This window comes from Streptomyces sp. NPDC017529 (assembly GCF_044329785.1).
Classification (GTDB): Bacteria; Actinomycetota; Actinomycetes; order Streptomycetales; family Streptomycetaceae; genus Streptomyces.
Genome location: NZ_JBIRJY010000003.1, coordinates 308,923 through 334,509, shown reverse-complemented (window position 1 = coordinate 334,509; position 25,587 = coordinate 308,923). Strand labels below are relative to the sequence as shown.

At 72.4% G+C, this 25,587-nt stretch carries 25 protein-coding genes and 1 pseudogene; 20 read left to right on the top strand and 6 right to left on the bottom strand.

Annotation, left to right across the window (positions count from 1 at the left end; genetic code table 11):
* The first annotated feature begins 46 nt into the window (after positions 1-46).
* The 5 genes and pseudogenes from ACH4K4_RS08865 (at position 47) to ACH4K4_RS08845 (ending at position 4,744) form a co-directional block, all read left to right on the top strand.
* Positions 47-2,041 (top strand): SpoIIE family protein phosphatase, encoded by a 1,995-nt coding sequence (locus ACH4K4_RS08865; RefSeq protein ID WP_398165833.1) that lies wholly within the window; start codon positions 47-49, stop codon positions 2,039-2,041.
* Positions 2,042-2,096: 55 nt separating this feature from the next.
* The gene (gene hemW / locus ACH4K4_RS08860; RefSeq protein WP_398165831.1) at positions 2,097-3,329 is read left to right on the top strand and encodes a radical SAM family heme chaperone HemW; all 1,233 of its coding nucleotides are present in this window, start codon (positions 2,097-2,099) and stop codon (positions 3,327-3,329) included.
* 112 nt (positions 3,330-3,441) lie between these two features.
* Positions 3,442-3,744: pseudogene (locus ACH4K4_RS08855) on the top strand (Uma2 family endonuclease); the annotation flags it as partial.
* A gap of 82 nt (positions 3,745-3,826) precedes the next feature.
* Positions 3,827-4,033 carry a hypothetical protein gene (locus ACH4K4_RS08850; protein WP_398166331.1) on the top strand — a complete coding sequence of 69 codons (207 nt, stop codon included), beginning with the start codon at positions 3,827-3,829 and terminating at the stop codon, positions 4,031-4,033.
* 120 nt (positions 4,034-4,153) lie between these two features.
* Positions 4,154-4,744, top strand: a complete 591-nt coding sequence (locus tag ACH4K4_RS08845; protein WP_398165829.1) for a Uma2 family endonuclease — start codon at positions 4,154-4,156, stop codon at positions 4,742-4,744.
* 15 nt (positions 4,745-4,759) lie between these two features.
* Here the strand turns inward: ACH4K4_RS08845 and ACH4K4_RS08840 are convergent, their stop codons facing one another.
* Both ACH4K4_RS08840 and ACH4K4_RS08835 read right to left on the bottom strand, forming a co-directional pair.
* Entirely contained in the window at positions 4,760-5,587 is an 828-nt protein-coding gene (locus ACH4K4_RS08840; protein ID WP_398165828.1) for a DUF3097 domain-containing protein, read from the bottom strand.
* Between the two features lie 28 nt (positions 5,588-5,615).
* Complete coding sequence (locus ACH4K4_RS08835) at positions 5,616-6,350, bottom strand: MBL fold metallo-hydrolase (protein WP_398165826.1); 735 nt, start codon at positions 6,348-6,350, stop codon at positions 5,616-5,618.
* A gap of 251 nt (positions 6,351-6,601) precedes the next feature.
* On the opposite strand from ACH4K4_RS08835, the gene hrcA reads away from it, so the two are divergent.
* From hrcA to ACH4K4_RS08815, 4 genes are all read left to right on the top strand, one after another.
* On the top strand, positions 6,602-7,618 hold the full coding sequence (hrcA, locus tag ACH4K4_RS08830) for a heat-inducible transcriptional repressor HrcA (protein ID WP_398165825.1): 1,017 nt from the start codon (positions 6,602-6,604) through the stop codon (positions 7,616-7,618).
* Positions 7,619-8,755 (top strand): molecular chaperone DnaJ, encoded by a 1,137-nt coding sequence (gene dnaJ, locus ACH4K4_RS08825; RefSeq protein WP_398165823.1) that lies wholly within the window; start codon positions 7,619-7,621, stop codon positions 8,753-8,755.
* A 156-nt stretch (positions 8,756-8,911) separates the two neighbouring features.
* Positions 8,912-10,069 carry a nitronate monooxygenase gene (locus ACH4K4_RS08820; RefSeq protein WP_398165822.1) on the top strand — a complete coding sequence of 386 codons (1,158 nt, stop codon included), beginning with the start codon at positions 8,912-8,914 and terminating at the stop codon, positions 10,067-10,069.
* Entirely contained in the window at positions 10,066-10,809 is a 744-nt protein-coding gene (locus ACH4K4_RS08815; protein WP_398165821.1) for a 16S rRNA (uracil(1498)-N(3))-methyltransferase, read from the top strand. Before ACH4K4_RS08820 ends, ACH4K4_RS08815 begins: the two co-directional genes overlap by 4 nt.
* 113 nt (positions 10,810-10,922) lie before the next feature.
* Here the strand turns inward: ACH4K4_RS08815 and ACH4K4_RS08810 are convergent, their stop codons facing one another.
* Positions 10,923-11,351, bottom strand: coding sequence for an OsmC family protein (locus ACH4K4_RS08810; RefSeq protein ID WP_398165819.1), 429 nt, complete (start codon positions 11,349-11,351; stop codon positions 10,923-10,925).
* A gap of 251 nt (positions 11,352-11,602) precedes the next feature.
* On the opposite strand from ACH4K4_RS08810, the gene ACH4K4_RS08805 reads away from it, so the two are divergent.
* The 3 genes from ACH4K4_RS08805 to ACH4K4_RS08795 all read left to right on the top strand — a co-directional run bounded on the left by ACH4K4_RS08805 (position 11,603) and on the right by ACH4K4_RS08795 (position 13,841).
* Positions 11,603-12,334, top strand: coding sequence for a hypothetical protein (locus ACH4K4_RS08805; RefSeq protein WP_398165817.1), 732 nt, complete (start codon positions 11,603-11,605; stop codon positions 12,332-12,334).
* Positions 12,335-12,556: 222 nt separating this feature from the next.
* Positions 12,557-12,913, top strand: coding sequence for a histidine triad nucleotide-binding protein (locus ACH4K4_RS08800; protein WP_398165816.1), 357 nt, complete (start codon positions 12,557-12,559; stop codon positions 12,911-12,913).
* A 22-nt stretch (positions 12,914-12,935) separates the two neighbouring features.
* On the top strand, positions 12,936-13,841 hold the full coding sequence (locus ACH4K4_RS08795) for a ribonuclease Z (RefSeq protein ID WP_398165815.1): 906 nt from the start codon (positions 12,936-12,938) through the stop codon (positions 13,839-13,841).
* A gap of 24 nt (positions 13,842-13,865) precedes the next feature.
* On the opposite strand, the gene ACH4K4_RS08790 is transcribed toward ACH4K4_RS08795, so the two are convergent.
* Positions 13,866-14,660, bottom strand: coding sequence for an HAD family acid phosphatase (locus tag ACH4K4_RS08790; protein ID WP_398165814.1), 795 nt, complete (start codon positions 14,658-14,660; stop codon positions 13,866-13,868).
* Between the two features lie 172 nt (positions 14,661-14,832).
* Here ACH4K4_RS08790 and ACH4K4_RS08785 point away from each other — a divergent pair, with 172 nt between their 5' ends.
* The 4 genes from ACH4K4_RS08785 (at position 14,833) to ACH4K4_RS08770 (ending at position 18,704) form a co-directional block, all read left to right on the top strand.
* Positions 14,833-15,507: a flavin reductase family protein gene (locus tag ACH4K4_RS08785; protein ID WP_398165812.1), complete on the top strand. Its 675-nt coding sequence runs from the start codon at positions 14,833-14,835 to the stop codon at positions 15,505-15,507.
* 34 nt (positions 15,508-15,541) lie between these two features.
* Complete coding sequence (locus ACH4K4_RS08780; protein ID WP_398165810.1) at positions 15,542-16,885, top strand: enolase C-terminal domain-like protein; 1,344 nt, start codon at positions 15,542-15,544, stop codon at positions 16,883-16,885.
* A gap of 95 nt (positions 16,886-16,980) precedes the next feature.
* Positions 16,981-18,066: an S-(hydroxymethyl)mycothiol dehydrogenase gene (locus ACH4K4_RS08775; RefSeq protein WP_398165808.1), complete on the top strand. Its 1,086-nt coding sequence runs from the start codon at positions 16,981-16,983 to the stop codon at positions 18,064-18,066.
* Complete coding sequence (locus ACH4K4_RS08770; RefSeq protein WP_398165806.1) at positions 18,066-18,704, top strand: MBL fold metallo-hydrolase; 639 nt, start codon at positions 18,066-18,068, stop codon at positions 18,702-18,704. Before ACH4K4_RS08775 ends, ACH4K4_RS08770 begins: the two co-directional genes overlap by 1 nt.
* Positions 18,705-18,715: 11 nt before the next feature.
* Here ACH4K4_RS08770 and ACH4K4_RS08765 read toward each other — a convergent pair whose 3' ends face one another.
* A complete protein-coding gene (locus ACH4K4_RS08765; protein ID WP_398165804.1) occupies positions 18,716-20,050 on the bottom strand; it encodes a 6-phospho-beta-glucosidase in 1,335 nt (444 codons plus the stop codon).
* A gap of 66 nt (positions 20,051-20,116) precedes the next feature.
* Here ACH4K4_RS08765 and ACH4K4_RS08760 point away from each other — a divergent pair, with 66 nt between their 5' ends.
* From ACH4K4_RS08760 to ACH4K4_RS08745, 4 genes are all read left to right on the top strand, one after another.
* On the top strand, positions 20,117-21,328 hold the full coding sequence (locus ACH4K4_RS08760; RefSeq protein WP_398165803.1) for a carbohydrate kinase family protein: 1,212 nt from the start codon (positions 20,117-20,119) through the stop codon (positions 21,326-21,328).
* Between the two features lie 169 nt (positions 21,329-21,497).
* Entirely contained in the window at positions 21,498-22,499 is a 1,002-nt protein-coding gene (locus ACH4K4_RS08755) for a PhoH family protein (protein ID WP_398165801.1), read from the top strand.
* 25 nt (positions 22,500-22,524) lie between these two features.
* Complete coding sequence (gene ybeY / locus ACH4K4_RS08750) at positions 22,525-23,022, top strand: rRNA maturation RNase YbeY (RefSeq protein ID WP_398165800.1); 498 nt, start codon at positions 22,525-22,527, stop codon at positions 23,020-23,022.
* Positions 23,023-23,036: 14 nt separating this feature from the next.
* Positions 23,037-24,356 (top strand): hemolysin family protein, encoded by a 1,320-nt coding sequence (locus ACH4K4_RS08745; protein ID WP_398165798.1) that lies wholly within the window; start codon positions 23,037-23,039, stop codon positions 24,354-24,356.
* On the opposite strand, the gene ACH4K4_RS08740 is transcribed toward ACH4K4_RS08745, so the two are convergent.
* Positions 24,319-25,566 (bottom strand): MFS transporter, encoded by a 1,248-nt coding sequence (locus tag ACH4K4_RS08740; RefSeq protein WP_398165796.1) that lies wholly within the window; start codon positions 25,564-25,566, stop codon positions 24,319-24,321. The genes ACH4K4_RS08745 and ACH4K4_RS08740 overlap by 38 nt on opposite strands.
* Positions 25,567-25,587: the final 21 nt, after the last annotated feature.

The following is a 25,587-nucleotide window of genomic DNA, read 5'->3' as shown; positions in this document are numbered from 1 at the left end:
AACCCGCGAGACACTTTCCGGCGGATTTTCCGAAGGGGGCGGGCCGGTGGCTCGTGACGCGGACACAGCCGGCGGCAGGGGTCCGGGCGAGCCCCCGGCGGCCGTCGAGGGATCCGGGAGCACGCCTGCCGAGGGACCCGGGAGCACGCCCGCCGGGCCGGCGCGCGACGGACGGGACAACGTCCACCGCTCCAGCCTGCCCGGCAGCCCGCAGGCCGTCGCGGCCGCGCGCCGGTTCGTACGGACCGCCCTCGCCGACTGGCGCACCCGGTCCCTGCCCGGCGCCGGCGAACTCGGCGACCGCCTCACCGACGAGGCCGTCCTGCTGGTCAGCGAGCTGGTCACCAACGTCGTGGTGCACGCGGGCACGGCCGTCGAGCTGGTGTGCCGCCTGGAGCACGACGGCACGCGGGCCGCGGTGGTCGTCGAGGTGTCCGACCACCACCCGGCGCGCGCCGTACGCGGACGCCAGGCGGCCTCGCCGTCCGACAGCAGGGGCCACGGCCTGCAACTGGTCGGCGCGGTCGCCGATTCCTGGGGCATCACCTACCGGCGCGACCGCAAGACCGTGTGGTTCCGGCTCCTGCCCGGCACCGCACACCCGGAGTACGGGCCCGCCGCCCGCTTCTCCCGCGACGACATCGACCTCCAGCACGGCCTCCGCGCCGCCGAACTGCTGGCCCCCGCGCCCCGGCGCCCGGCCACCCGGCGCTCCGACGCCGACTGGATCAACCACGGCGCCCTGTCCTTCCTCGCCGAGGCGTCCGACCTGCTGTCCGGACAGCTCGACGAGGAACAGGTGGCGCTGCTCGCCGCCCAGCTGGTCGTACCGCGCCTCGCCGACTGGTGCGCGGTGTGGCTGCACGGCGGCCGGGACGGCGCGGGCGAAGCACCGCGGCTCGCCCGTGTCTGGCACTCCAGCGAGAGCCGCATCGACGGGCTGCGCATGGCCCTGGAGAAGGACCCGCCCGTACTGCCCGCCCCGCAGACGGACACCGCGGGCGGCGCGGTGCCCTGGCCTTGGCCCCAAGAGCCGAGCGGGTACGGACCCGGCGGCGCCGCGCTGGCCTGCCCGCTGGTCGCCGGCGGCAGCCAGGGCGCACTGCTGATCGGCCGCGCCGGGCTGATGCGCTTCCCCGACGAGGTCGTCGGCCTGATGGAGGACCTGGCCCGCAGGGTCGCCCGCGCCGTCGCCACCGCCCGCGCCTACCGCAACCAGGAACGGATCAGCCAGGTCCTGCAACGCCGCCTGCTCCCCAGGGGCCGCCCCGTCGTCCCCGGCCTGGAGTCCTCCGTGGTCTACGAACCGCGCGCGGGCGCCGGAGCCGGCGGCGACTTCTGGGACCTGTTCGCGGCCGGCGACGGACGCTGGTGCTTCGCCCTCGGCGACGTCTGCGGCAGCGGCCCGGAAGCCGCCGCGGTCACCGGCCTGGCCCGCCCCGTCCTGCGGCTGCTCGCACGCGACGGATTCGGCGTCGGCGAGGTGCTCGACCGCCTCAACAAGACCATGGCGCGCGAGGCGGCCGACTCGGTGGCGGCCGTCACCGCGGCCATCGCCGCCGCCGGCAGCGTGCTGGAACCCTCCGTCGAACTGCGCGACGAAGGCGAACAGACCCGCTTCCTGTCCCTCCTCTACGGCGAACTCGTCCCGAACACCGACGGCACGGCGGGCGCCCGGTGCACCCTGGCCAGCGCCGGCCACCCGCTGCCGCTGGTCCTGGGCGCGGACGGCACGGTACGGACCGCCGCGGCGCCGCAGATGCTGCTCGGCGTGGTGGAGGAGACCTCGTACGAGAGCGAGACCTTCGACCTGGCACCCGGCGAGACACTGCTGTGCGTCACCGACGGAGTGACCGAGCGGCGCTCCGGCGACCGGCTGTTCGACGACGATGACGGCCTGGCCGGCCACCTCGCCACCTGCACCGGCCTGGGAGCCGCCGCCATCGCCGAACACATCCGGCAGGCGGTCCACACGTTCGCGGCCACGCCGCCCGACGACGACCTGGCACTGCTGGTCCTCCAGGCGACACGGGCCCGCTAGCGGGCCCGGCCCGGGGCCGCCCGCGGTTCCCGCCGCATGCCGGACAATGGAAGGCATGCCTTCCGCACTCCCCGATGGTGAGCCCATGCCCGAGGACGGGGCGCTGCCCGGTCACGCCCTGACCGGCGCCGCCGCCCGGCCCCTCGGGTTCTACCTGCACGTGCCGTACTGCGCGACGCGCTGCGGCTACTGCGACTTCAACACGTACACGGCCACCGAACTGCGCGGCTCGGGCGGCGCGCTCGCCTCGCGGGAGAACTACGCGGACACCGTCGCCGAGGAGATCCGGCTGGCGCGCAAGGTACTGGGCGACGACCCGCGGCCGGTCGAGACGGTGTTCGTCGGCGGCGGCACGCCCACCCTGCTCCCCGCCGCCGGCCTCGGGCGGATGCTTGCCGCGATCCGTGACGAGTTCGGGCTGGCGGACGGCGCGGAGATCACCACCGAGGCCAACCCGGAGTCCGTCGACCCGCGCTACCTCGCCGAACTCCGGGAGGCCGGCTTCAACCGGATCTCCTTCGGCATGCAGAGCGCCCGGCAGCACGTCCTGAAGATCCTGGACCGTACGCATACACCGGGCCGCCCCGAAGCGTGCGTCGCCGAGGCGCGCGCGGCGGGCTTCGAGCACGTCAACCTCGACCTGATCTACGGCACGCCCGGCGAGTCCGACGACGACTGGCGGGCCACGCTGGACGCGGCGCTCGGCGCGGCGCCCGACCACGTCTCCGCGTACGCGCTGATCGTCGAGGAGGGCACCCAGCTGGCCCGCCGGATCCGGCGCGGCGAGGTCCCGATGACCGACGACGACGTGCACGCGGACCGCTATCTGATCACCGAGGAGGCGATGTCAGCGGCCGGCTTCCAGTGGTACGAGGTCTCCAACTGGGCCACGACGGAGGCGGGCCGCTGCCGCCACAACGAGCTGTACTGGACGGGCGCGGACTGGTGGGGCGCGGGTCCCGGCGCGCACAGCCACGTCGGCGGCGTGCGGTGGTGGAACGTGAAGCACCCGGGGGCGTACGCGCAGGCGCTCGGCGAAGGCCGGTCACCCGGCGCGGGCCGCGAACTCCTCTCCGACGAGGACCGCCGCGTCGAACGCATCCTCCTCGAACTCCGCCTCGCGGCCGGCTGCCCGCTCTCCCTCCTCGCCCCGGCCGGCGCGAAGGCCGCGGCCCGCGCTCTGTCCGACGGCCTCCTGGAGCCCGGCCCGTACGAGGCCGGCCGGGCCGTCCTGACCTTGCGGGGGCGGTTGCTGGCGGACGCGGTGGTGCGGGATCTGGTGGACTGATCACTCGACGGGGTGAATGCCCGCCGTAGTCCCGGACAACTGCCTACCCTGTCCATCGGCTGCCGCCAACGTACGCGGCGGATGTGGAGGACCACGGAGATGACCGCTGTGGATGACCGCTGTGGATGACCGGCTGATCACCGATGCCACCGAGATCTTCCGTCGACTGGAAGTTCCGGAGGGGTACAAAGCGGAGCTTCTCAGAGGGGACATCGTGATGACGGCGGGGCCCGACTGGGTCCACAACGACATCGTCGAGTCCGTGGCGGACCACATTCCGTACCGGCGTTGGCAGCGTAAGCAGACACAAGACGTCTCGTTCCCGCTGGAGACCAGTGAGCCACAGCCCGACCTGGTGGTACTGCCGCGGGACGCCTTCGCGGGGCCGGGCCGCCTGATCCCGGCAGAGGTGGTGACCTTCCTCTTGGAGGTCGTTTCCCGGTCCAGCGTCGACCACGATTACCGCGTCAAGCGGTTCCGTCTACGCGGCGGGCAAGGTGCCCGCCTACCTGATCATCGATCCGACGGTGGCCGAGTGCCGCCTGCTCACCGAACCGTACGGCGAGGGCGAGAACGCCGACTACCGGGTCGAGCGGATCAGCAAGTTCGGCGAGGCCGTGCCCCTGAAGCTGCTGGATGTCACGCTGGATACCAGCGAGTTCCCGACACTCCCCGGCATCAGGCGTTATCGTCGGCCGCGCTGACCTGACGTGCGCTGATCACTCACCAGGGTGAATCATGCGCTTGCCACGCGGACCGGCCTACGCTGCTGCCTAGCCTGCTGTCGTACTCATGGCGACGGCGTGAAGCGGAGGACCACGGAGATGACGGCTGTGGATGACCGACCGACCACTCACCCCCTCGTCGCTTTCTTCGAGGAACTTGAGGTTCCCGAGGGATTCAAGACGGAGCTCCTGCGGGGGGAAATTGTGATGATGGCCGGGCCTGACATGGTCCACAACCGGATCGTCCAGAATGTCCAGGATCAGATCCCGAGTGACCGCTGGGAGCGTCTGCAGACCCAGGACGTCGGCATCCTCGAAGAGATCAGTGAGCCTCAGCCCGACCTCGTGGTCCTGGAGATCGACGCCGGTCCGGAGTCCGGGCGGCTCATGCCGACCGAGGTGATCACCCTGCTCGTCGAAGTCGTCTCCAAGACAAGCGTCGACCGTGACTACGGGCTGAAGCGCAACATCTACGCCGCCGGCAAGATCCCCGCCTACCTGATCATCGACCCCGTCATGGGCCAGTGCGTCCTGCTCACCGAGCCGGTCGGCAGCGGCGAGGACGCCGATTACGCGGTGCAGCGCATCACCAAGTTCGGCGATCCCGTGCCGCTGGACCTGCTCGGCGTCGAGCTGGGCACCGACAGGTTCAGGAAGCTCCCCGACGCCAAACCCCACTCCCACCCGTAACGAAACCGACGCACCTCACCCCGGCGCCGTAACAAAGTCGATCAATTCCTCCACCCGCCCCAGCAGCGCCGGCTCCAGCTCCTTGTAGGAGTGGACGTGGGAGAGGATGTGCTGCCAGGCCGCGCCCGTGTTCTCCGGCCAGCCCAAAGCCCGGCACACGCCCGTCTTCCAGTCCTGGCCGCGGGGGACGGACGGCCAGGCCGGGATGCCGACCGAGGACGGCTTCACCGCTTCCCAGACGTCGATGTACGGATGGCCGACGACCAGGACGTCCTGGTCGGTGACCGAGGCCGCGATGCGGGACTCCTTCGAGCCGGGGACGAGGTGGTCGACGAGGACGCCGAGGCGGGCGTCCGGGCCGGGGGAGAAGGAGCGGACGATGGCCGGGAGGTCGTCGACGCCTTCGAGGTATTCGACGACGACGCCCTCGATGCGCAGGTCGTCGCCCCAGACGCGTTCCACCAGCTCGGCGTCGTGGCGGCCTTCCACATAGATGCGCCCGGCGCGGGCGACGCGGGCGCGGGCGCCGGGGACGGCGAGGGAGCCGGAGGCGGTGCGGGCCGGTCCGCGGGTGGCCGGGCGGGCGGCGGGCCGTACGAGGGTGACGGCCTTGCCGTCCAGGAGGAAGCCGCGCGGGGTCATCGGGAAGACCCGGTGTTTGCCGAAGCGGTCTTCGAGGGTGACGGTCGGGCCTTCGGCGGTCTTCTCGCAGCGGACGACCGCGCCGCAGAATCCGGTGACGGCTTCTTCGACGACGAGGTCCGGCTCCGCCGCGACCTCGGGGGCCGGCTGCTGCTTCTTCCACGGCGGGGTGAGGTCCGGTCCGTACTGTCTGCTGCGCATTGGACAGACGATAAGAAGGGATGGCCGGTCAGTGGCGCGACACGCCGAAGCGACGGCTGAGTGCGTCGCGTTGGTCACGGACAAATCGGGCATCCACGGCGGCCCCGTGCCCGGGTACGTACACCGCGTCCTCCCCGCCGAGGGCCAGCAGCCGGTCCAGTGCGGCCGGCCACCGGGAGGGCACGGCGTCGGTGCCCGCCTGCGGCTCGCCGGACTCTTCGACCAGGTCGCCGCAGAAGACGACGTCGGGTGAGCCGTGGGTGCCGGGGACGACGGCCACCAGGTCGTACGCGGTGTGGCCGGGGCCGGCGTTGGCGAGGAGGACCTGGCGGTCCCCGAGGTCGAGGGCGCGTTCGCCGGAGACGAGGTGGTGCGGGTGGACGAGGACGTCGGCGGCCTCCGCGGCGGCGTCCGGGTCCACGCCGTACGAGACGGCGCTGCGCCGCAGGTCGTCCTGGGCGCGCGGCAGGTATTCGTCGAGGCCCGCGGCGCCGTAGACCTGGACTCCGGCGAAGGCCGCGGTGCCCAGGACGTGATCGAAGTGGGGGTGGGTCAGTGCGACGTGGGTCACTTCCCGGCCCGCGATGGCGCGCAGTTGCCGGCGCAGCTCGGCCCCGTCGCGGATCGTCGCGCCGGTGTCGACGATCAGCACGCCCGTGGAGCCGACGACGGCGCCGACCGTCTCGTCCCAGCCGGGCATCCGGCGGCGTCCGACGCCCGTGCCGAGCCGTTCCCACCCGGCTTCCTCCCATGTCGTACGCATACCGAGACGCTAGCCGCATCGCGATAGCGTTGCCCGCCGGGCCGGGGTTCCCGGCTGCCCGGCTACGTCCGCGGTACGTCTTTCGTATGCGCCGGGAGCACGGTTCCGGTACCTCCGCCCTTGCCCTGCCCAGGTGACCCGGCCGTACACTTGGTCAGGGTCTGGCACTCGGACCTGATGAGTGCCAGGGAAGACGACCCGGAAGAACCCGGCCGCGCGCCGGTGGAACGGCCGGACTGGAGGTGTGCGCGATGCTCAGTGAACGCAGGCTCGAGGTGCTGCGCGCCATCGTCCAGGACTATGTCGGCACCGAGGAGCCGGTCGGCTCCAAGGCGCTGACCCAGCGGCACCAGCTCGGTGTCTCGCCCGCCACGGTCCGCAACGACATGGCGGCGCTGGAGGACGAGGGTTTCATCGCCCAGCCGCACACGAGCGCGGGACGCATCCCGACGGACAAGGGCTACCGCCTCTTCGTCGACAAGCTGGCGGGCGTCAAGCCGCTTTCCAGCCCCGAGCGGCGGGCCATCCAGAACTTCCTGGACGGCGCCGTCGACCTGGACGACGTGGTGGGGCGCACGGTACGGCTGCTGGCGCAGCTGACGCGGCAGGTCGCCGTCGTGCAGTACCCGTCGCTGACGCGGTCCACGGTGCGCCATGTGGAGCTGCTGTCGCTGGCCCCGGCCCGGCTGATGCTGGTCCTGATCACGGACACCGGTCGCGTCGAGCAGCGCATGGTGGACTGCCCGGCGCCGTTCGGGGAGACTTCCGTGGCGGACCTGCGCGCGCGGTTGAACAGCCGTGTGGTGGGCCGGCGTTTCACGGATGTGCCGCAGCTCGTGCAGGATCTTCCGGAGTCCTTCGAGCAGGAGGACCGGGGGACGGTCTCGACAGTCCTGTCGGTCTTGCTGGAAACTCTCGTGGAGGAGACCGAAGAGCGGCTGATGATCGGCGGTACCGCCAATCTCACGCGCTTCGGGCACGACTTCCCACTGACCATCCGGCCGGTGCTGGAGGCCCTTGAGGAGCAGGTGGTGCTCCTCAAACTGCTCGGGGAGGCCAAGGACTCCGGCATGACCGTACGCATCGGGCATGAGAATGCTCATGAGGGCCTGACGTCCACATCGGTCGTCGCGGTCGGCTACGGTTCGGGCGACGAGGCAGTCGCCAAACTCGGCGTGGTCGGACCGACCCGCATGGACTACCCCGGAACGATGGGAGCGGTACGCGCAGTGGCACGTTACGTCGGACAGATCCTGGCGGAGTCGTAAGTGGCCACGGACTATTACGCGGTCCTGGGCGTACGACGCGATGCCTCGCAGGACGAGATCAAGAAGGCTTTCCGGCGGCTGGCCCGCGAGCTGCACCCGGATGTGAACCCGGATCCCAAGACCCAGGAGCGGTTCAAGGAGATCAACGCCGCTTACGAGGTGTTGTCGGATCCGCAGAAGAAGCAGGTCTACGACCTCGGCGGCGACCCCCTCTCGCAGGCGGGTGGCGGCGGCGGGGCCGGCGGCTTCGGCGCGGGCTTCGGCAACTTCTCCGACATCATGGACGCGTTCTTCGGCACGGCGTCGCAGCGCGGACCGCGGTCCCGTACGCGGCGCGGCCAGGACGCCATGATCCGGCTGGACGTCGAACTGGACGAGGCGGCCTTCGGGACCACCAAGGACATCCAGGTGGACACGGCGGTCGTCTGTACGACCTGTTCGGGTGAGGGCGCGGCGCCGGGCACCTCGGCGCAGACCTGTGACATGTGCCGCGGCCGCGGCGAGGTCTCGCAGGTCACCCGGTCCTTCCTGGGCCAGGTCATGACCTCGCGGCCGTGCCCGCAGTGCCAGGGGTTCGGTACGGTCGTGCCGACCCCGTGCCCGGAGTGCGCCGGCGACGGCCGCATCCGGTCGCGCCGCACGCTGACGGTCAAGATCCCGGCAGGTGTGGACAACGGCACCCGCATCCAGCTCGCGGGCGAGGGCGAGGTCGGCCCGGGCGGCGGTCCGGCCGGCGACCTGTACGTGGAGATCCACGAACTGCCGCACCCGACCTTCCAGCGGCGCGGCGACGACCTGCACTGCACGGTCACCATCCCCATGACGGCGGCGGCGCTGGGCACGAAGTGCCCGCTGGAGACGCTGGACGGCATAGAGGAGATCGACATCCGGCCGGGCACGCAGTCCGGCCAGTCGATCCCGCTGCACGGGCGCGGCGTCACGCACCTGCGCGGCAACGGGCGCGGCGACCTCATCGTGCACGTGGAGGTCATCACGCCGTCGAAGCTGGACGCGGAGCAGGAGGAGCTGCTGCGGCGGCTCGCCAAGCTGCGCGGCGAGGAACGCCCGACAGGCCAGTTCCAGCCCGGGCAGCAGGGGCTGTTCTCGCGGTTGAAGGACGCGTTCAACGGGCGTTAGGCGCCCGGTAGTGGTATCAGGCGAACGGCGGTCGGGCTCCTCGGTCCGGCCGCCGTTCGGCGTTCCGTCCGAAGTGCCCTGATCGCCGGACGTGTTTGATCTTGGCGCGTCCGGCCCCGGTTCGGCCCCCCGCGGTCGGCGTGACACGATGTGGGCATGCCCACAGCGCTGACCGATCTCTGTCGCTATCCGATCGTGCAGGCCCCCATGGCAGGCGGTGTCGCCCGCCCGGAGCTGGTCGCCGCCGTCTCAGGAGCCGGCGGGCTCGGTTTCCTGGCCGCCGGGTACAAGACGGCGGACGGCATGTATCAAGAGATCAAGCAGCTGCGCGGGCTGACCGACCGGCCCTTCGGCGTGAACCTCTTCATGCCGCAGCCCTCGCTCGCCGACAACGTGGCCGTCGAGGTCTACCGCGAGCAGCTCGCGGGCGAGGCGGCCTGGTACGAAACGCCGTTGGACGACGTCGATCCGTACGGCGGCGCCGACGACGGGTACGAGGCGAAGCTGGCCATCCTGCGGGAGGACCCGGTGCCGGTCGTCTCGTTCCACTTCGGCTGTCCGTCCCGTGAGGTCCTCGACGGGTTCGCCAAGGTCGGTACGTACACGATCGTCACCGCCACCACGGCGGCCGAGGCGCAGGCCGCGCAGTGGTCCGGCGCGGACGCGGTCTGTGTGCAGGGCGTCGAGGCCGGCGGCCACCAGGGCACCCACCGCGACGACCCGCACGCCGACGGCACCGGTGCCGGGCTCGGGCTGCTGTCGCTGGTCGCGCAGGTCCGCGAGGCGGTGCAGATACCGGTCGTCGCGGCGGGCGGCCTGATGCGCGGCTCGCAGATCGCCGCGGTGCTGGCGGCGGGCGCGTCCATGGCGCAGCTCGGTACGGCGTTCCTGGTCACTCCGGAGTCGGGCGCCAACGACCTGCACAAGCAGGCGATGACCAACCCCCTGTTCACCCGTACGGAGTTGACCAGGGCCTTCTCCGGGCGTCCGGCCCGCGGTCTGGTGAACCGTTTCCTTCGTGAGCACGGCCCGTACGCCCCCGCCGCGTATCCGGCCGTGCACCACCTCACCTCGGGCCTGCGCAAGGCAGCCGCCAGGACCGGCGACGCGCAGGGCATGGCCCTGTGGGCGGGGCAGGGGCACCGGATGGCGCGGCAGCTGCCGGCCGCGCAGCTGGTCGAGGTGCTGATGGCCGAACTGGACGCGGCGCGTGCCGGATTGGCCTCCGGGGGCACGCCCGACGCGGGTCCGCGGGAAGAGCAGGGCCATCAGGCCGGGCACGGGTTCCCGGGCGAGCTGGGAGGTGCGCTGTGACGGCGCCGGTGTTCCTCGTCGAAAGCGTTCCCGGGCTGGGCGAGACCGTGCTGGACGGGCCGGAAGGCCGGCACGCGGTCTCCGTGCGCCGGCTGCGCGCGGGCGAGGACGTGGTGCTGACCGACGGGCGCGGCAGCGGCGCGGTGGGCGTGGTGCGGGCCGCCGAGGGCAAGGACCGGCTCGTCGTCGAGGTGACCGGTGCGCAGACCGAGCCGGAGCCCGCCCCGCGTATCACCGTCGTGCAGGCGCTGCCCAAGGGCGACCGTGGCGAACTCGCCGTGGAGACCATGACGGAGACCGGTGTGGACGGCATCGTTCCGTGGGCCGCGTCGCGGTGCATCACGCAGTGGAAGGGCGAGCGGGCCGCGAAGTCCCTCGCCAAGTGGCGCAACACGGCCCGCGAGGCGGGCAAGCAGGCGCGCCGGCTGCGGTTCCCCGAGGTCACCGACCTGATGTCGACCAAGCGGGTGGCGGCGCTGCTCGCGGAGGCGGACTTCGCCGGCGTGCTGCACGAGGACCGGGACGCGGGGAGTGCGCCGCTGGCCTCCGCCGAACTGCCGGGCAGCGGGCGGATCGTGCTCGTGGTCGGGCCCGAAGGCGGAGTGTCCCCGGAGGAGTTGGCGGCCTTCGAGGAGGCGGGCGCCAAGGCGTACCGGCTCGGCTGGAGCGTGCTGCGGACGTCCACGGCGGGTACGGCGGCCACGGCGCTGCTGTTGGGCCGTACGGGGCGTTGGAGCTGACGGCGAAGTCCGGTTCGGGTGGCGGCCCGCGGCGTCTGGCGTCGCGGGCCGCCGTTTCTTGCCCTGAAGGTTCCTGAAAGGACCCCGGAGGCCCTCCAAGGGCCCCCGAAGGCTCAGACCAGCTCGGCGTTCAGGGTGATGTTCTTGACGCCGGCCAGCGCCTGGCTCACCGGGCAGTTCTTCTTGGCGTCCTCGGCCGCGGCCTGGAAGTCCGCCTCGGAGAGGCCCGGCACGCTGGCCTTGACGGTCAGCACGATGCCGGTGATGCCCTCGCCCGGCTGGAAGGTCACGTCGGCCTGGGTGTCCAGTGCCTCGACGGTGTAGCCCTTGCCCGCGAGGCCGTGCGAGAAGGCCATCGAGTAGCAGGACGAGTGGGCCGCCGCGATCAGCTCCTCCGGGCTGGTGACGCCGTTCGGCTGCTCGGCGCGGGCCGGCCAGTTCACGTCGAACGTGCCGACGTTGGAGGATGCCAGGGCGACGCTGCCCTTGCCCTCCAGCAGGTTGCCTTCCCAGTGGGTGTTCGCGGTGCGGGTGGTTGCCATGGCGGATAACTCCTGGTGGTGGGCGAAATGACGGCCTGTGGGGATCAGCTTAGTGAAGTCGGCGGTGCCCGCGGCGGGACGCGTACGGGCGGAACGCGGCGGTCCGCGCGGGCCGCCGCGCACACTGGCCGAGCCGGGACTGTCGGTCCGCGTGCGGCGGTGGGAAGCTGCCGGGCATGAGGGCCATGGGGCGCTTACGAGACGCAGGGCACGGGCGGATGCGGCACGTACGGACCGGGCGGGCGCCGCGCGTGGGGACCCGGCTCGGCGGGGGCCGGCGCGGCAGGCTGCTGGCGGCGGTGGGTGCCGCGGGCGCGGCGGTCGTCGCGGTGTCCGCGTGCGAGCCGGTCGGCGGGCTGAACACCGCGTCGATCGCCATCACCACCGACCAGGCGGGGACGCAGGCGCTGGAGAGCGCCGGCGTGAACGTGAGCTGGCTGAGCTGTACGGCGACGCTGCAAGGCGACCAGCGGGCGACGGTGAACCCGACGGCCACGGCGCGGCAGAAGTCGGTCGCCACCGTCGACTGCCAGGGCCAGACCGCCCGGGGCAGCAAGATCACCATCACCGGCCGGGTCACCTCCGAGGTCGACGGGCGCTGCGTACGGGGCTCGCTGACCGCGCGTGTCGCCGGGCAGGTCGTCTTCCAGGTGGGCGTGCTCGGCAACTGTGCCGCGGACGAGCCGACCGGCAATCCGCGCCCGACGGTCACGCACACGGTCCAACCGCCCAGCAGCGGTCACCCGACCGGCGAGCCGCCGGGCACGCCGCCCGTGACGGTCACCGTCACGGCGACCCCGGATCCCGACCCCGACCCCGATCCGGACCCGTCGCCCAGCGACACCTGTTCGGACGACGGGCAGGGACACGACGGGCAGGGCAACGACGGCCACGGCCACGACGACGGCGGCCACGACGGCCAGGACGGCAACCAGGACCAGCACTCCGGCGACCAGCAGCACACCTGGGCCGCCGACCACTAGCCGACCGCCAGCCGACCCCCTCCCGACCACCCCCGGCCGTCTCCCGTCGGCCGCGCACACCGCCGTCACCGGCCTCCGGACCGGCCGCCGCCCCGCCCCGCGCGGGCGGCCCGGTAACATCCGGACCCGTAGACGTGATGGTGACGCGACACGGCGCGGTACGGGCCGGCTCTGGACACCGAGCCGCCGCGTACCGGCCGACGACCCGGGAGGAGCCCACCGGTGGCGGGAGAACCGCAGGCCGACTGCCTGTTCTGCAAGATTGTGGCCGGCGAGGTGCCCGCGACGATCGTGCGGGAGACCGAGACGACCGTCGCCTTCAGGGACATCAGCCCGCAGGCGCCGACGCACGTCCTGGTGATCCCCAAGGTGCACTACCCGAACGCGGGCGAGCTGGCCGCCGCCGAGCCGCGGATCGCCGGCGAGGTGCTGAGCGAGGCGGCCGCCGTGGCCGCCGACGAGAAGGTCGACTCGACCGGCTACCGGATCGTCTTCAACACCGGCCCCGGCGCGGGCCAGACCGTCTTCCACGCCCATGCGCACGTCCTGGGCGGCCGCGACCTCCAGCGCCTGGTCTGACCGGGTCGGGAGTCACGGCACCTTGTCCGTACGCGAACTCGTCGTCCTCGGCACCGCCAGCCAGGTGCCCACCCGGCACCGCAACCACAACGGCTACCTGCTGCGCTGGGACGGCGAGGGCATCATGTTCGACCCCGGCGAGGGGACGCAGCGCCAAATGCTGCGCGCCGGGGTCGCCGCGCACGACCTCAACCGGATCTGTGTCACGCACTTCCACGGCGACCACTCGCTCGGGCTCGCCGGGGTCATCCAGCGCATCAACCTGGACCGGGTGCCGCATCCGGTCACCGCGCACTACCCGGCGAGCGGTCGGCGCTTCTTCGACCGGCTGCGGTACGCCACCGCCTACCGCGAGACGGTCGAGCTGGCCGAGGAGCCGGTGGCCGCAGACGGGGTGCTGGCCCGTACCCCGTCGTACGTCCTGGAGGCGCGCAAGCTCTCCCACCCGGTCGAGTCGTACGGCTACCGCCTGGTCGAGCCGGACGGGCGCCGGATGCTGCCGGAGCGGCTCGCCGCGCACGGCATCGCGGGGCCGGACGTCGGCAGGCTCCAGCGCGACGGGGAACTGAACGGTGTCACCCTCGACGACGTCAGCGAGGTCCGGCGCGGCCAGCGCTTCGCGTTCGTCATGGACACCCGCCTGTGCGACGGGGTGCACGCGCTCGCCGAGGGCTGTGACCTGCTCGTCATCGAGTCGACGTTCCTCGACGAGGACGTGCGGCTCGCGGCGGACCACGGGCACCTGACGGCGGGCCAGGCGGCGCGTGCCGCCGCCGAAGCGGGCGTACGCCACCTGGTCCTCACCCACTTCTCCCAGCGCTACTCGGACCCCGCGGAATTCGAGCGACAGGCGCGCGCGGCCGGTTTCGCGGGCGAACTGACCATCGCCCGCGACCTGATGCGCGTCCCGGTGCCCAAGCGCACCTGAGGACGCGCACGCCCCTTCGGCGGGTCAGGGCAGGAAGTACATCGGGTTGGGCAGCTTGAACGTCTTGTCGCCGTAGCCGCCGTTCAGGTCGCTGTACTGGTCGCCGAAGTTGGCGACGATGTCGTAGCCCCGCGACTCGATGTGCTTGCGGGTGCCCGACTTGAACTCGACGGTGGAGCAGTTGGCGCCGCACGGCAGGTAGGCGGGCGGGTTCTTCTTGTCCTTGAGGTAGACGTGGGAGCGGTCGAGCGGGACGCCGTAGCCCACGTTCTTCAGGTTGCGCACGCTCCACTCGCGCTGCGCCTCCTTGCGGCCGGTGACGAAGAAGACCTCGTACCCCTTGCCGTGCGCCCAGTTGACGAGGCGGTCCATGCCGAAGACCGGCTTCATGTCGGTGCTCGCCAGGTACTTGTCCTGGGCCGCCTCGGTGTGGTGGAAGCCGACCTGGAGCTCGTAGTTGTACGTCAGCAGCGTGGTGTCGTCCATGTCCAGGACGATGGCGGGCTTCTTGCCGTGGTGGTGCTTGTCGGCGGCCTTGGCCAGGTAGCGCCGGGCCGAGTCGGTTATGCCGCGCACCTGCTTGGCGTAGTTGCTGTTCGGCGAGGCGTAGTGCTGCCCGTCCGCGGTCACCGTGTCGCCGTAGTACGCCTTGATCCGGTCCTGCACCTGGGTGAGGTTGGGGATCTCCTTGTCCGTGCGCGGCACGGAGTGCTCGGCGGTGGCCTGGCCGACGCCGAAGGCCGCGGTGCCGGCGACGACCGCCGTGACGGCCGCGGCGCCGAGGCGGACCCGGCGGCGGGAGAGGAGGGGGTGGCGCATGTGCTGCTCCTAGGTGAACCGGTGGGGGCCACCTAGGTTTAACAGAGCGTTTACGCGGTCATCTACGCGCGAAGATTCAACGGTTGGTAAAGGCTGGGGCCGGAATGATTGATTCCGTCCCGCGTGATCGCTTCGGCCTCCGCCGAAAAGACCGGCTTCTAGGCTCCCCGCCATGAACACAGCACCTGCCGGCGGCACGCGCACGGAGACGGCCGCCACCCACCTGGAGATCGCGCCGAGCGTCCTGTACTTCGGGACACCGGTGGCCCTCCTGTCGACGGAGAACGAGGACGGCTCGGCCAACCTCGCCCCCGTCTCCTCCGCCTGGGCGCTCGGGCAGACGGTCGTGCTCGGGCTGGGCCGCGAAGGGCAGACGGCGCGCAACCTCGCCAGCCGCCCCGGCCTGGTGCTCAGCCTGCCCGCCCCCGGCCTGTGGCCGGCGGTGGAGCGGCTGGCACCGCTCACCGGCCGGGACCCGGTGCCCCCGGGCAAGCCCGCGGGCTGCCGCTACGAGCCGGACAAGTTCGCCGCGGCCGGCCTGACCGCTACGCCGTCCCGCCTGGTACGCCCGCCGCGCGTCGCCGAATGCCCGCTCCAGTTGGAGGCCCGCGCCGAGCGGGTGCGGCCGGACCTCTCCGGCGACTTCGTCATCGTCGAGGCCGCCGTGTGCACGGTCCACGCCGACTCGCGCATCGTCGTGCCCGGTACCGATCACATCGATCCCGCCGCCTGGAGCCCGCTCGTCTACAACTTCCGCCACTACTTCGGGCTCGGTCCGGAACTGGGCCACTCGTACCGCACCCGGACGCCCCGCGGCGGTGACGGTCCCGCGGCGGCTGCCCATTGACGCCCGTCGCCCCGCGTCCCTACGCTCCGTTCCCATGGACGGATCATGTCTACATACACAGACAGGAGCGTCGCGTGAGGCCGCAGCCTCCACCGCCGTCACCGCCATCCGCCTCACCCCGGTCCTCGTGGCCGACCCGCCGCTGCTGAACACCCAAGGCGTCCACCAGCCCTACACGCCCCGCCTGATCGTCGAAGTGACCACGGCGGGCGGCGCGACCGGCCTCGGCGAGACCTACGGCGACACGAAGTACCTCGACCTCGCCCGCCCCCTGGCCGACGCGCTGACCGGCCGCCCGGTCACGGACCTGAACGCGCTGCCGCGGCTCGCGGCCGAGGTCTGCGGGGATTCCCCGGCCGCGACCGGGGCCGGGGACGTCGGCGCGGGCGGCCTGCGCGGCGTACAGACCGCCGACAAGCTGCGGCTGTCCGTGCTTTCGGGCTTCGAGGTCGCCTTCCTGGACGCGTGGGGCCGGCTCGCCGGCCTGCCCGTGCACGCCCTGCTCGGCGGCAAGGTCCGCGACCGTGTCGACTACAGCGCCTATCTCTTCTACCGCTGGGCCGGGCACCCCGGCGGCCGCGGCGAACCCGACGACTGGGGCGCGGCGCTCGACCCGCCCGGCATCGTGGCCCAGGCCCGCCGCTTCCGCGACACGTACGGCTTCGGCTCCTTCAAGCTCAAGGGCGGGGTCTTCGAGCCCGCACAGGAGATCGCCGCGGTGCGGGCCCTGGCCGCGGCCTTCCCCGGCCACCCCCTGCGCCTGGACCCCAACGGCGCCTGGAGCGTCGCGACATCCCTGAAGGTCGCCCACGAACTGCGGGACGTTCTCGAATACCTGGAGGACCCCGCCGCCACCACCGCCCACATGGCCGAGGTCGCCTCCCGTACGGACCTGCCGCTCGCCACGAACATGTGCGTGACCTCCTTCGCCGAGATCCCCGAGGCCTTCCGCCGTGACGCCGTCCACGTCGTCCTCTGCGATCACCACTACTGGGGCGGCCTGCGCAACACCCGTGAACTCGCCGCGATCTGCCGCACTTTCGGCTTCGGCCTGTCCATGCACTCCAACACCCACCTGGGCATCAGCCTCGCCGCGATGACCCACGTCGCCGCGACCGTCCCCGGCCTGCGGTACGCCTGCGACACGCATTACCCCTGGCAGACTGAGGACGTCCTCACCGAACGCCCCGTCTTCACCGACGGCGCGCTGCCGGTGTCCGACGCCCCGGGCCTCGGCGTCACCCTCGACCGCGACCGCCTGGCGGCCCTCCACGAGCGCTGGCTGTCCGACGACGGCACGTTCCGGGACCGCGACGACGCGGCGGCGATGCGGGCCGCCGACCCCGGCTGGGTGACACCCCGGGTGCCGCGGTGGTGAGCGGCGCCGGGGGACCGCCGGCGGACCGGCGCTCCGGGCGCCGGGGGCGCGTACCGTATTCATCCCGTACGTGATCTTTGGAGGGAGCTGTCCCGATGGCACAGGAAGTGCGAGGCGTCATCGCGCCGGGCAGGAACGAGCCGGTGCGGCTGGAGACGATCCTGGTGCCGGATCCCGGGCCGGGGGAGGCCGTGGTGAAGGTGCAGGCCTGCGGGGTGTGCCACACCGACCTGCACTACAAGCAGGGCGGGATCAACGACGAATTCCCGTTCCTGCTGGGGCACGAGGCGGCGGGTGTCGTGGAGGCCGTGGGGGAGGGCGTGAGCGATGTCGCCCCGGGTGACTTCGTGATCCTGAACTGGCGGGCGGTGTGCGGGCAGTGCCGGGCGTGTCTGCGCGGCCGGCCGCAGTACTGCTTCGACACGCACAACGCCGAGCAGAAGATGACGCTCAAGGACGGCACCGAGCTGACGCCCGCGCTCGGCATCGGCGCGTTCGCGGACAAGACGCTGGTCGCGGCGGGGCAGTGCACCAAGGTCGACCCGGAGATGTCGCCGGCCGTCGCCGGGCTGCTCGGGTGCGGCGTGATGGCGGGTATCGGCGCGGCGATCAACACGGGCGCCGTGAGCCGCGGTGACTCCGTCGCCGTCATCGGCTGCGGCGGCGTGGGCGACGCGGCGATCGTCGGCGCCCGGCTGGCCGGCGCGTCGCGGATCATCGCCGTGGACGTGGAGGACCGCAAGCTGTCCACCGCGAAGACGATGGGCGCCACCCACACCGTCAACTCGCGCGCCGCGGACGCCGTCGAGGCCATCCGCGAGCTGACCGGCGGCTTCGGCGCCGACGTCGTGATCGACGCGGTGGGGCGCCCGGAGACGTACGAGCAGGCGTTCTACGCGCGCGACCTGGCCGGCACGGTGGTCCTGGTGGGCGTGCCGACGCCGGACATGAAGCTGGAGCTGCCGCTGCTGGACGTGTTCGGACGCGGCGGCGCGCTGAAGTCGTCCTGGTACGGCGACTGCCTGCCGTCCCGTGACTTCCCGATGCTGGTGGACCTGCACCAGCAGGGCCGGATCGACCTGGCGGGCTTCGTGACGGAGACGATCGGCATCGACGGCGTGGAGCAGGCGTTCGAGCGGATGCACCAGGGTGACGTGCTGCGCTCGGTGGTGGTGCTGTGATGGCGGCCCGCATCGACCACCTCGTCACGTCCGGCACCTTCTCGCTCGACGGCGGTACGTGGGAGGTGGACAACAACGTGTGGATCGTCGGCGACGACATCGAGGCCGTCGTCATCGACGCGGCGCACGACGCCGACGCGATCTACGAAGCGCTCGACGGCCGTACGCTGCGCGCGATCGTGTGCACCCACGCGCACAACGACCACGTCGACGCGGCCCCGGCGCTCGCCGCCCGTACCGGCGCCTCCGTCTACCTGCACCCGGACGACCTGCCGCTGTGGAGGCAGACCCACCCGGACCGGGCGCCGGAGGAGTCGTTGGCGGACGGCCAGGTGCTCACCATCGGCGGTGTCGACCTGACCGTGCTGCACACGCCGGGGCACGCGCCGGGCGCGGTCTGCCTGTACGCGCCGGACCTCGGGGAGCACGGCACGGTCTTCACCGGCGACACCCTCTTCCAGGGCGGCCCCGGCGCCACCGGACGGTCGTTCTCCGACTTCCCGACCATCGTCGGGTCGATCAGGGAGCGGCTGCTGACGCTGCCCCCGGAGACCGAGGTCCGTACCGGGCACGGCGACGGGACGACGATCGGCGCCGAGGCGCCGCACCTGGAGGAGTGGGTGAAGCGGGGGCACTGAGCCCCCGGACGTCAGAGTGCGGCCGCCCGCTCCAGGATGCGGGCGGCCACCGCCGGCGAGTCCACCAGCGGGTGCAGCGCCATCGCGCGGAGCGCCGCGTCCCGGTCCTTGAACTCGGCCGCCTCGACCGTGGCCAGTTCGACGGCCTTGAGCTGGAGCATCAGGCCCAACTGGTCCTCGCGCAGGGGCGCGCACGGCAGCGGCCGCGCGCCGTGCGCGTCCACCTCGCACACCGTCTCGATGATCGCCTCGGGTGCGAGCTGCGGCACCGTCGTGCCGTTGCGTACGTTCAGGATCAGGCGCGCGTGCCGGTCGCCCGCGATGGCGCGCATGACGGCCAGCGCCACCTGGTCGTAGCCGCCGCCCTCCAGGTCGCAGGTGTCGCGCTGCCAGCCGCCGGTCGCCTCCCGGCTGTCGGCCATGTACGTCTCCTCGCGCTCCAGCCGGGTGCGTTCCCAGAGCGCGTACGCCTCCTCGGGAGAGACGCCGGACGCCGCCTCGAAGAAGCCGCCCTGCTGCTGGTCGAGGAACTCCCCGCGGGTCTGCGCCGCGTTCTGTACGGAGGCGAGCGTCTCGCGGCGGAAGTAGTAGTAGTGCAGGTATTCGTTGGGAATGGCCCCCAACGCGCGCAGCCAGTCGGCGCCGAAGAGCTTGCCCTCCTCGAAGGAGGCGAGGGCGTCGGCGTCTTGGAGCAGCGCGCCCAGGAGGTCCGTGCCGTCCTCGGCGGTCAGGGAGCGCAGCCAGCCGAGGTGGTTGAGGCCGGTGTAGCCGTACGTCACCCGGTCCGGGTCGGCGCCCGCGGCCCGCGCGGCGCGCCGCACCAGCCCGACCGGCGAGTCGCAGATGCCGATCACCCGCTCGCCCAGCACCTGCGACATCGCCTCGGTGACGATCCCGGCCGGATTGGTGAAGTTGACGACCCAGGCGTCCGGCGCGAGCGCCGCCACCCGCTCGGCGACGCGCAGCGCCACGGGCACCGTGCGCAGCCCGTACAGGACACCGCCCGCGCCCACCGTCTCCTGGCCCAGCACGCCCGCGTCCAGCGGGATCCGCTCGTCCGCGACCCGGCCCGCGGTGCCGCCGACGCGGATCGCGGAGAAGACGAAGTCGGTGCCGCGCAGCGCGTCGTCGAGGGAGTCGGCGACCCGTACGCGTACGGGAGACGGCCGCCCGCCGCCGGTCCGCCGCTCCGCCTGCCGGGCCAGTACGGAAGCGATCACCGCCGCCCGGCGCGGATCGGTGTCGTACAGCGTCACCTCGGACACGGACCTGGCGGGATCGTCCAGCAGGGCGCGGTGGACCAGCGGTACCCGGAAACCCCCGCCGCCCAGAATCGTGAGCCTCATGGGCCGGAACGTACCGCAGCATCGGGCAGACTGGCGTCACGTGCACGAAGGAGAGGGGCAGGCACGGTGAGCGCACACGAAGTCCAGCGGCCCGCGGGCAGCGGTCCGGTCAGCCACGTACCGCCGGGTCCGGCACCCGCGCTCGACCCGCTCGCCGCCGTACGGACCGGGGACGATCCGCCCACCGACGTCTATCTCACCGGCACGGTGTTCCTGGACATCATCTTCACCGGCCTGGACTCGGCGCCCGTGCGCGGTACGGAGTCCTGGGCGCGCGGCATGGGCTCCAGCCCCGGCGGCGTCGCCAACATGGCGACCGCGCTGGCCCGCCTGGGCCTGCGCACCTCGCTCGCCGCCGCCTTCGGCGACGACATGTACGGCGAGTACTGCTGGGAAGCGCTGGAGCAGGGCGAGCACGTCGACCTGTCGATGTCGCGCACCATCGTCGGCTGGCACTCGCCGGTCACCGTCTCCATGGCGTACGAGGGCGAGCGCACGATGGTCTCGCACGGCCACGAGGCGCCCAGCGGCCCCGCCCGTACCGCCTTCGACGGCAGGCACGCGCCGGGCTGCCCGCCGCCGTCGCGGGCCTGCGTCGCCTCGCTGGAGCCCGGTGGCGGCCGCGAGGGCTGGCTCGGCTGCGCCGCCGGGCGCGGCAGCCGCATCTTCGCGGACGTGGGCTGGGACGACACCGGCCGCTGGGACCCGGCCGACCTCGCCGAGCTGGAGCACTGCGAGGCGTTCCTGCCCAACGCGGAGGAGGCGATGCGCTACACCCGCATGGACTGCCCGCGCGCCGCCGCGCGCAAGCTGGCCGACCTGGTGCCGCTCGCCGTGGTCACGCTGGGTTCCGAGGGCGCGTACGCGGTGGACGGGGGGACCGGCGAGACCGCCGAGGTGCCCGCCATCGCCGTGGAGGCGATGGACCCGACCGGCGCCGGGGACGTCTTCGTGGCGGGCTTCGTCACCGGCGCCCTGGCCGGGTGGCCGCTGGCCGACCGGCTGGCCTTCGCGGGGCTGACCGCCGCGCTGTCCGTGCAGGAGTTCGGCGGCTCGCTGTCCGCGCCGGGGTGGGTGGAGATCGCGGCCTGGTGGCAGCGGGTGACGGCGGCGGAGGCGTACGGGCGGACGCCGGACGGTACGGGCGCGGCGTGCGTCCGGGACGCGGCCGCGCTGCGCCGCCGCTACGCCTTCCTGGACGCGCTCCTGCCCACCGCGGCCCGCTCCTGGCCGCTGGCCCGCGCCCTGCCCACGCTCGGGTTCCGCCGCCCCGCCTGAGCGGCCGCGCCCGGGTCCCGCCACCGGGGGAACACCGGACCGGGCGAACGCCGGAAAACGCTTCGGGCTTGTCGGTGCACCGTCGTACCCTTGGTATCCCAAGGAACCGAGCTGCGGACACCTCTTGCAGCGCAACGAATGGGGGATGAGCAGGCCACAGAGCCGGCCCATGACTCAGTCACCTACACGACCGCAGGCACACGCCCAGTTCACCGTCCCGGCCAAGCACCCGATGGTCACGGTCCTGGGCTCGGGAGACGCCCTGCTGCGGGTCATCGAGAACGCGTTCCCCGCCACCGACATCCATGTGCGCGGCAACGAGATCAGGGCGGTCGGCGACGCCGACGAGGTCGCACTGGTCCAGCGCCTCTTCGACGAGATGATGCTGGTGCTGCGCACCGGCCAGCCGATGACGGAGGACGCGGTGGAGCGCTCCATCGCGATGCTGCGCTCGGCCGGCAACGGCGGCACGGAGAGCGAGACCCCCGCCGAGGTGCTCACCCAGAACATCCTGTCCAACCGGGGCCGCACCATCCGCCCCAAGACGCTCAACCAGAAGCGCTACGTCGACGCCATCGACCACCACACGGTCGTCTTCGGCATCGGCCCCGCCGGTACGGGCAAGACCTACCTCGCCATGGCCAAGGCGGTGCAGGCCCTGCAGTCCAAGCAGGTCAACCGCATCATCCTGACCCGGCCCGCGGTCGAGGCGGGCGAGCGCCTGGGCTTCCTGCCCGGCACGCTCTACGAGAAGATCGACCCGTACCTGCGCCCGCTGTACGACGCCCTGCACGACATGCTCGACCCCGACTCGATCCCGCGGCTGATGGCGGCGGGGACGATCGAGGTGGCGCCGCTGGCGTACATGCGTGGGCGTACGCTGAACGACGCCTTCATCATCCTCGACGAGGCGCAGAACACCAGCCCCGAGCAGATGAAGATGTTCCTGACCCGCCTCGGCTTCGACTCGAAGATCGTCATCACCGGTGACGTCACGCAGATCGACCTGCCCGGCGGTACGAAGAGCGGTCTGCGGCAGGTCCAGGAGATCCTGGAGGGGCTGGACGACGTGCACTTCTCGCGGCTCACCAGCCACGATGTCGTCCGGCACAAGCTGGTCGGCCGTATTGTCGACGCGTACGAGAAGTACGACAGCCGCAACGGCAAGTGACCTGAGAAACGAGAAGCAGCACTACATGTCGATCGACGTCAACAACGAGTCCGGTACGGACATCGACGAGCAGGCGATCCTGGACGTCGCCCGTTACGCCGTGGCCCGGATGCGCATCCACCCGCTCTCCGAGCTGTCGGTCATCGTCGTCGACGCCGACGCCATGGAACAGCTCCACATCCAGTGGATGGACCTCCCGGGTCCGACCGATGTCATGTCCTTCCCGATGGACGAGCTGCGTCCGCCCGCCAAGGACGACGAGGAGCCCCCGCAGGGGCTCCTCGGTGACATCGTGCTGTGCCCCGAGGTCGCCAAGAAGCAGGGCGAGGAGGCACCGACCGGCCACAGCATGGACGAGGAACTCCAGCTGCTGACCGTGCACGGCGTCCTCCACCTGCTCGGCTACGACCACGAGGAGCCCTCGGAGAAGGCCGAGATGTTCGGCCTCCAGGCGGCGATCATCGACGGCTGGCGTGCCGAGCGCGGTCTGACGGGGCCCTCCCCCGCCCCGACCGTCACCTGACGGCTGGTGACCTCGTGACCACCCAACTCGTAGCGGTAGCGGTCCTTCTCGTCGTCGTCGCCTGGCTCGCGGCGTGCGCCGAGGCGGGCCTCGCCCGCACCACCAGTTTCCGCGCCGAGGAGGCCGTACGGTCCGGGCGGCGCGGCAGCGCGAAGCTGGCCGCCGTCGCCGCCGACCCCGTCCGCTACCTGAACGTCGCCCTGCTGGTGCGCGTCGGCTGCGAGATGGCGGCCGGCGTGCTGGTCACCTACGCCTGCCTGCGGTCCTTCGACCGCACCTGGCAGGCGCTGACCGTCGCCATCGCCGTGATGGTGCTGGTCTCCTACGTGGCCGTCGGCGTCTCACCCCGTACGATCGGGCGCCAGCACCCGATGAACACCGCCACGGCCGCGGCGTACGTGCTGCTGCCGCTGGCCCGGATCATGGGCCCGATCCCGCGGCTGCTGATCCTCCTGGGCAACGCGCTGACCCCCGGCAAGGGCTTCCGCCAGGGCCCCTTCGCCTCCGAGGCCGAGCTGCGCTCGCTGGTCGACCTCGCGGAGAAGGAGTCGCTGATCGAGGACGAGGAGCGCCGCATGGTGCACTCCGTCTTCCAGCTCGGCGACACCCTCGTACGCGAGGTGATGGTGCCGCGCACGGACCTGATCTCGGTCGAGCGCTTCAAGACCATCCGCCAGGCGCTGACCCTCGCGCTGCGCTCCGGCTTTTCCCGTATCCCGGTGACCGGCGAGAACGAGGACGACGTCGTCGGCATCGTCTACGTGAAGGACCTCGCCCGCAAGGTCCACATCAGCCGGGACGCCGAAACCGAGCTGGTCTCCACGGCCATGCGTCCGGCCGTCTTCGTGCCCGACACGAAGAACGCCGGTGACCTGCTGCGCGAGATGCAGCAGGACCGCAACCACGTCGCGGTCGTCATCGACGAGTACGGCGGCACGGCCGGCATCGTGACGATCGAGGACATCCTGGAGGAGATCGTCGGCGAGATCACCGACGAGTACGACCGGGAGCTGCCGCCCGTCGAGGACCTGGGCGGCGGCCGCTACCGCGTCACCGCCCGTCTCGACATCGGCGACCTCGGCGAGCTGTACGGCTTCGCCGAGCTGGACGACGAGGACGTGGAGACGGTCGGCGGCCTGCTCGCCAAGCAGCTGGGCCGGGTGCCCATCGCGGGCGCCACCGCCGAGATCGACCTCGGCGACAACGTCTCCGCCCTGTCGCCCAAGGCGCTGCGGCTGACCGCGGAGGCCCCGGCGGGGCGCCGCAACAAGATCGTCACGGTGCTGTGCGAGCCGGTCAGGGACGACGACGGCGGCGCAGCCGCTCGGGACTGACCGCGACGAGCAGCCCGGCCAGCGCCGTGGTGGCCCCGGTGGCCACCACGGCGGGCCAGCCGCCTCCCGACCAGGCCACCGTGCCCACCAGCGACCCCACGCCGATGCCGAGGAAGCGCAGCGTGAAGTAGAGGGTGTTGAGGCGGCTGTGCACGGCGGGGTCGAGACCGAACAGCGCCGCCTGCGACGCGGCCTGGCTGCCCCAGACCCCGACGTCCAGCACGACCACCCCCGCCAGCAGCCACGCCAGGGCGCTGCCGCCCGGCAGCAGGAGCAGCCAGCCCGCGATCACCAACCCGATCAGCGCCGCCATGGCGCCGCGCTGGCCGAGCCGGTCGGCCAGCCGCCCGGCGTACGGCGAGGCCAGCGCGCTCGCCGCCGCCACCAGCCCGAACAGGCCGATCTCCGTCGACCCGTATCCGTACTCCCCCTCCAGCAGGAACGTCAGCGTCGTCCAGAAGGCGCCGAACGCGATACCCACCAGCGCGCCGGACACGGTGATCCGCCGGACCGGCGGGTGGGCGGCGAACAGCCGCGGCAGCGAGGCGAGCGTGGCCCGGTAGGAGGCGGACCCCGCCGCCGGGACGCGGGGCAGGGCCCGGCGCAGCACGAGCACGGTCAGCAGCGTCAGGGCGCAGGAACACCCGAACACCGCACGCCAGCCGACCTGCTCCGCCAGCGCCCCCGCGTACGCGCGGGACGCCAGCACCCCGACCAGCAGACCGGCCTGCACGGTGCCGACCACCCGCCCCCGGTTCGCCTCCCCGCCGCCCGCCGCCAGTGCGACGGCGAGTGGTGTGACCAGCTGCGGTACGGGGGACAGCAGCCCGACCGCGAAGCCCGCCACGACCAGCCACGCCACGGTGGGCGCGACCGCACAGGCGGCGAGCGCGAGGGCGGAGGCCGTGCCGAGGCCGAGGATCAGCCGTCGCCGGTCGTGGCTGTCGCCCGCGGGCACCAGCAGCAGGATGCCCGCCGCGTAGCCGAGCTGGGTGGCGGTGGGGACGGCGCCCAGGACGTCGGGGGACACACCGAAGGAGTCGGCGGCCGCGCCCAGCAACGGCTGGTTCAGATAGACGTTGGCGGCGGTGACGGCGCTGGTGAAGGCGAGCACGAGGGCCGTACGGCGGGTCAGGCCGGGGCCGGGCGGGCGGCCGGCGCGCGGGGGAGCGGAAGCGGACTCGGCGGATTCGACGACGGATTCGTTCACATGATCCGACGCTAGGCCGGG

What these genes read in the sequence shown, in the direction of transcription:
- hemW (WP_398165831.1), top strand. Translation starts at nt 2,097, where the DNA reads ATGCCTTCCGCACTCCCCGATGGTGAGCCCATGCCCGAGGACGGGGCG.
- ACH4K4_RS08845 (WP_398165829.1), top strand. Translation starts at nt 4,154, where the DNA reads ATGACGGCTGTGGATGACCGACCGACCACTCACCCCCTCGTCGCTTTC.
- ACH4K4_RS08840 (WP_398165828.1), bottom strand. Translation starts at nt 5,587, where the DNA reads ATGCGCAGCAGACAGTACGGACCGGACCTCACCCCGCCGTGGAAGAAG.
- ACH4K4_RS08835 (WP_398165826.1), bottom strand. Translation starts at nt 6,350, where the DNA reads ATGCGTACGACATGGGAGGAAGCCGGGTGGGAACGGCTCGGCACGGGC.
- hrcA (WP_398165825.1), top strand. Translation starts at nt 6,602, where the DNA reads ATGCTCAGTGAACGCAGGCTCGAGGTGCTGCGCGCCATCGTCCAGGAC.
- ACH4K4_RS08820 (WP_398165822.1), top strand. Translation starts at nt 8,912, where the DNA reads ATGCCCACAGCGCTGACCGATCTCTGTCGCTATCCGATCGTGCAGGCC.
- ACH4K4_RS08810 (WP_398165819.1), bottom strand. Translation starts at nt 11,351, where the DNA reads ATGGCAACCACCCGCACCGCGAACACCCACTGGGAAGGCAACCTGCTG.
- ACH4K4_RS08790 (WP_398165814.1), bottom strand. Translation starts at nt 14,660, where the DNA reads ATGCGCCACCCCCTCCTCTCCCGCCGCCGGGTCCGCCTCGGCGCCGCG.
- ACH4K4_RS08785 (WP_398165812.1), top strand. Translation starts at nt 14,833, where the DNA reads ATGAACACAGCACCTGCCGGCGGCACGCGCACGGAGACGGCCGCCACC.
- ACH4K4_RS08780 (WP_398165810.1), top strand. Translation starts at nt 15,542, where the DNA reads ATGGACGGATCATGTCTACATACACAGACAGGAGCGTCGCGTGAGGCC.
- ACH4K4_RS08775 (WP_398165808.1), top strand. Translation starts at nt 16,981, where the DNA reads ATGGCACAGGAAGTGCGAGGCGTCATCGCGCCGGGCAGGAACGAGCCG.
- ACH4K4_RS08770 (WP_398165806.1), top strand. Translation starts at nt 18,066, where the DNA reads ATGGCGGCCCGCATCGACCACCTCGTCACGTCCGGCACCTTCTCGCTC.
- ACH4K4_RS08765 (WP_398165804.1), bottom strand. Translation starts at nt 20,050, where the DNA reads ATGAGGCTCACGATTCTGGGCGGCGGGGGTTTCCGGGTACCGCTGGTC.
- ACH4K4_RS08755 (WP_398165801.1), top strand. Translation starts at nt 21,498, where the DNA reads ATGACTCAGTCACCTACACGACCGCAGGCACACGCCCAGTTCACCGTC.
- ybeY (WP_398165800.1), top strand. Translation starts at nt 22,525, where the DNA reads ATGTCGATCGACGTCAACAACGAGTCCGGTACGGACATCGACGAGCAG.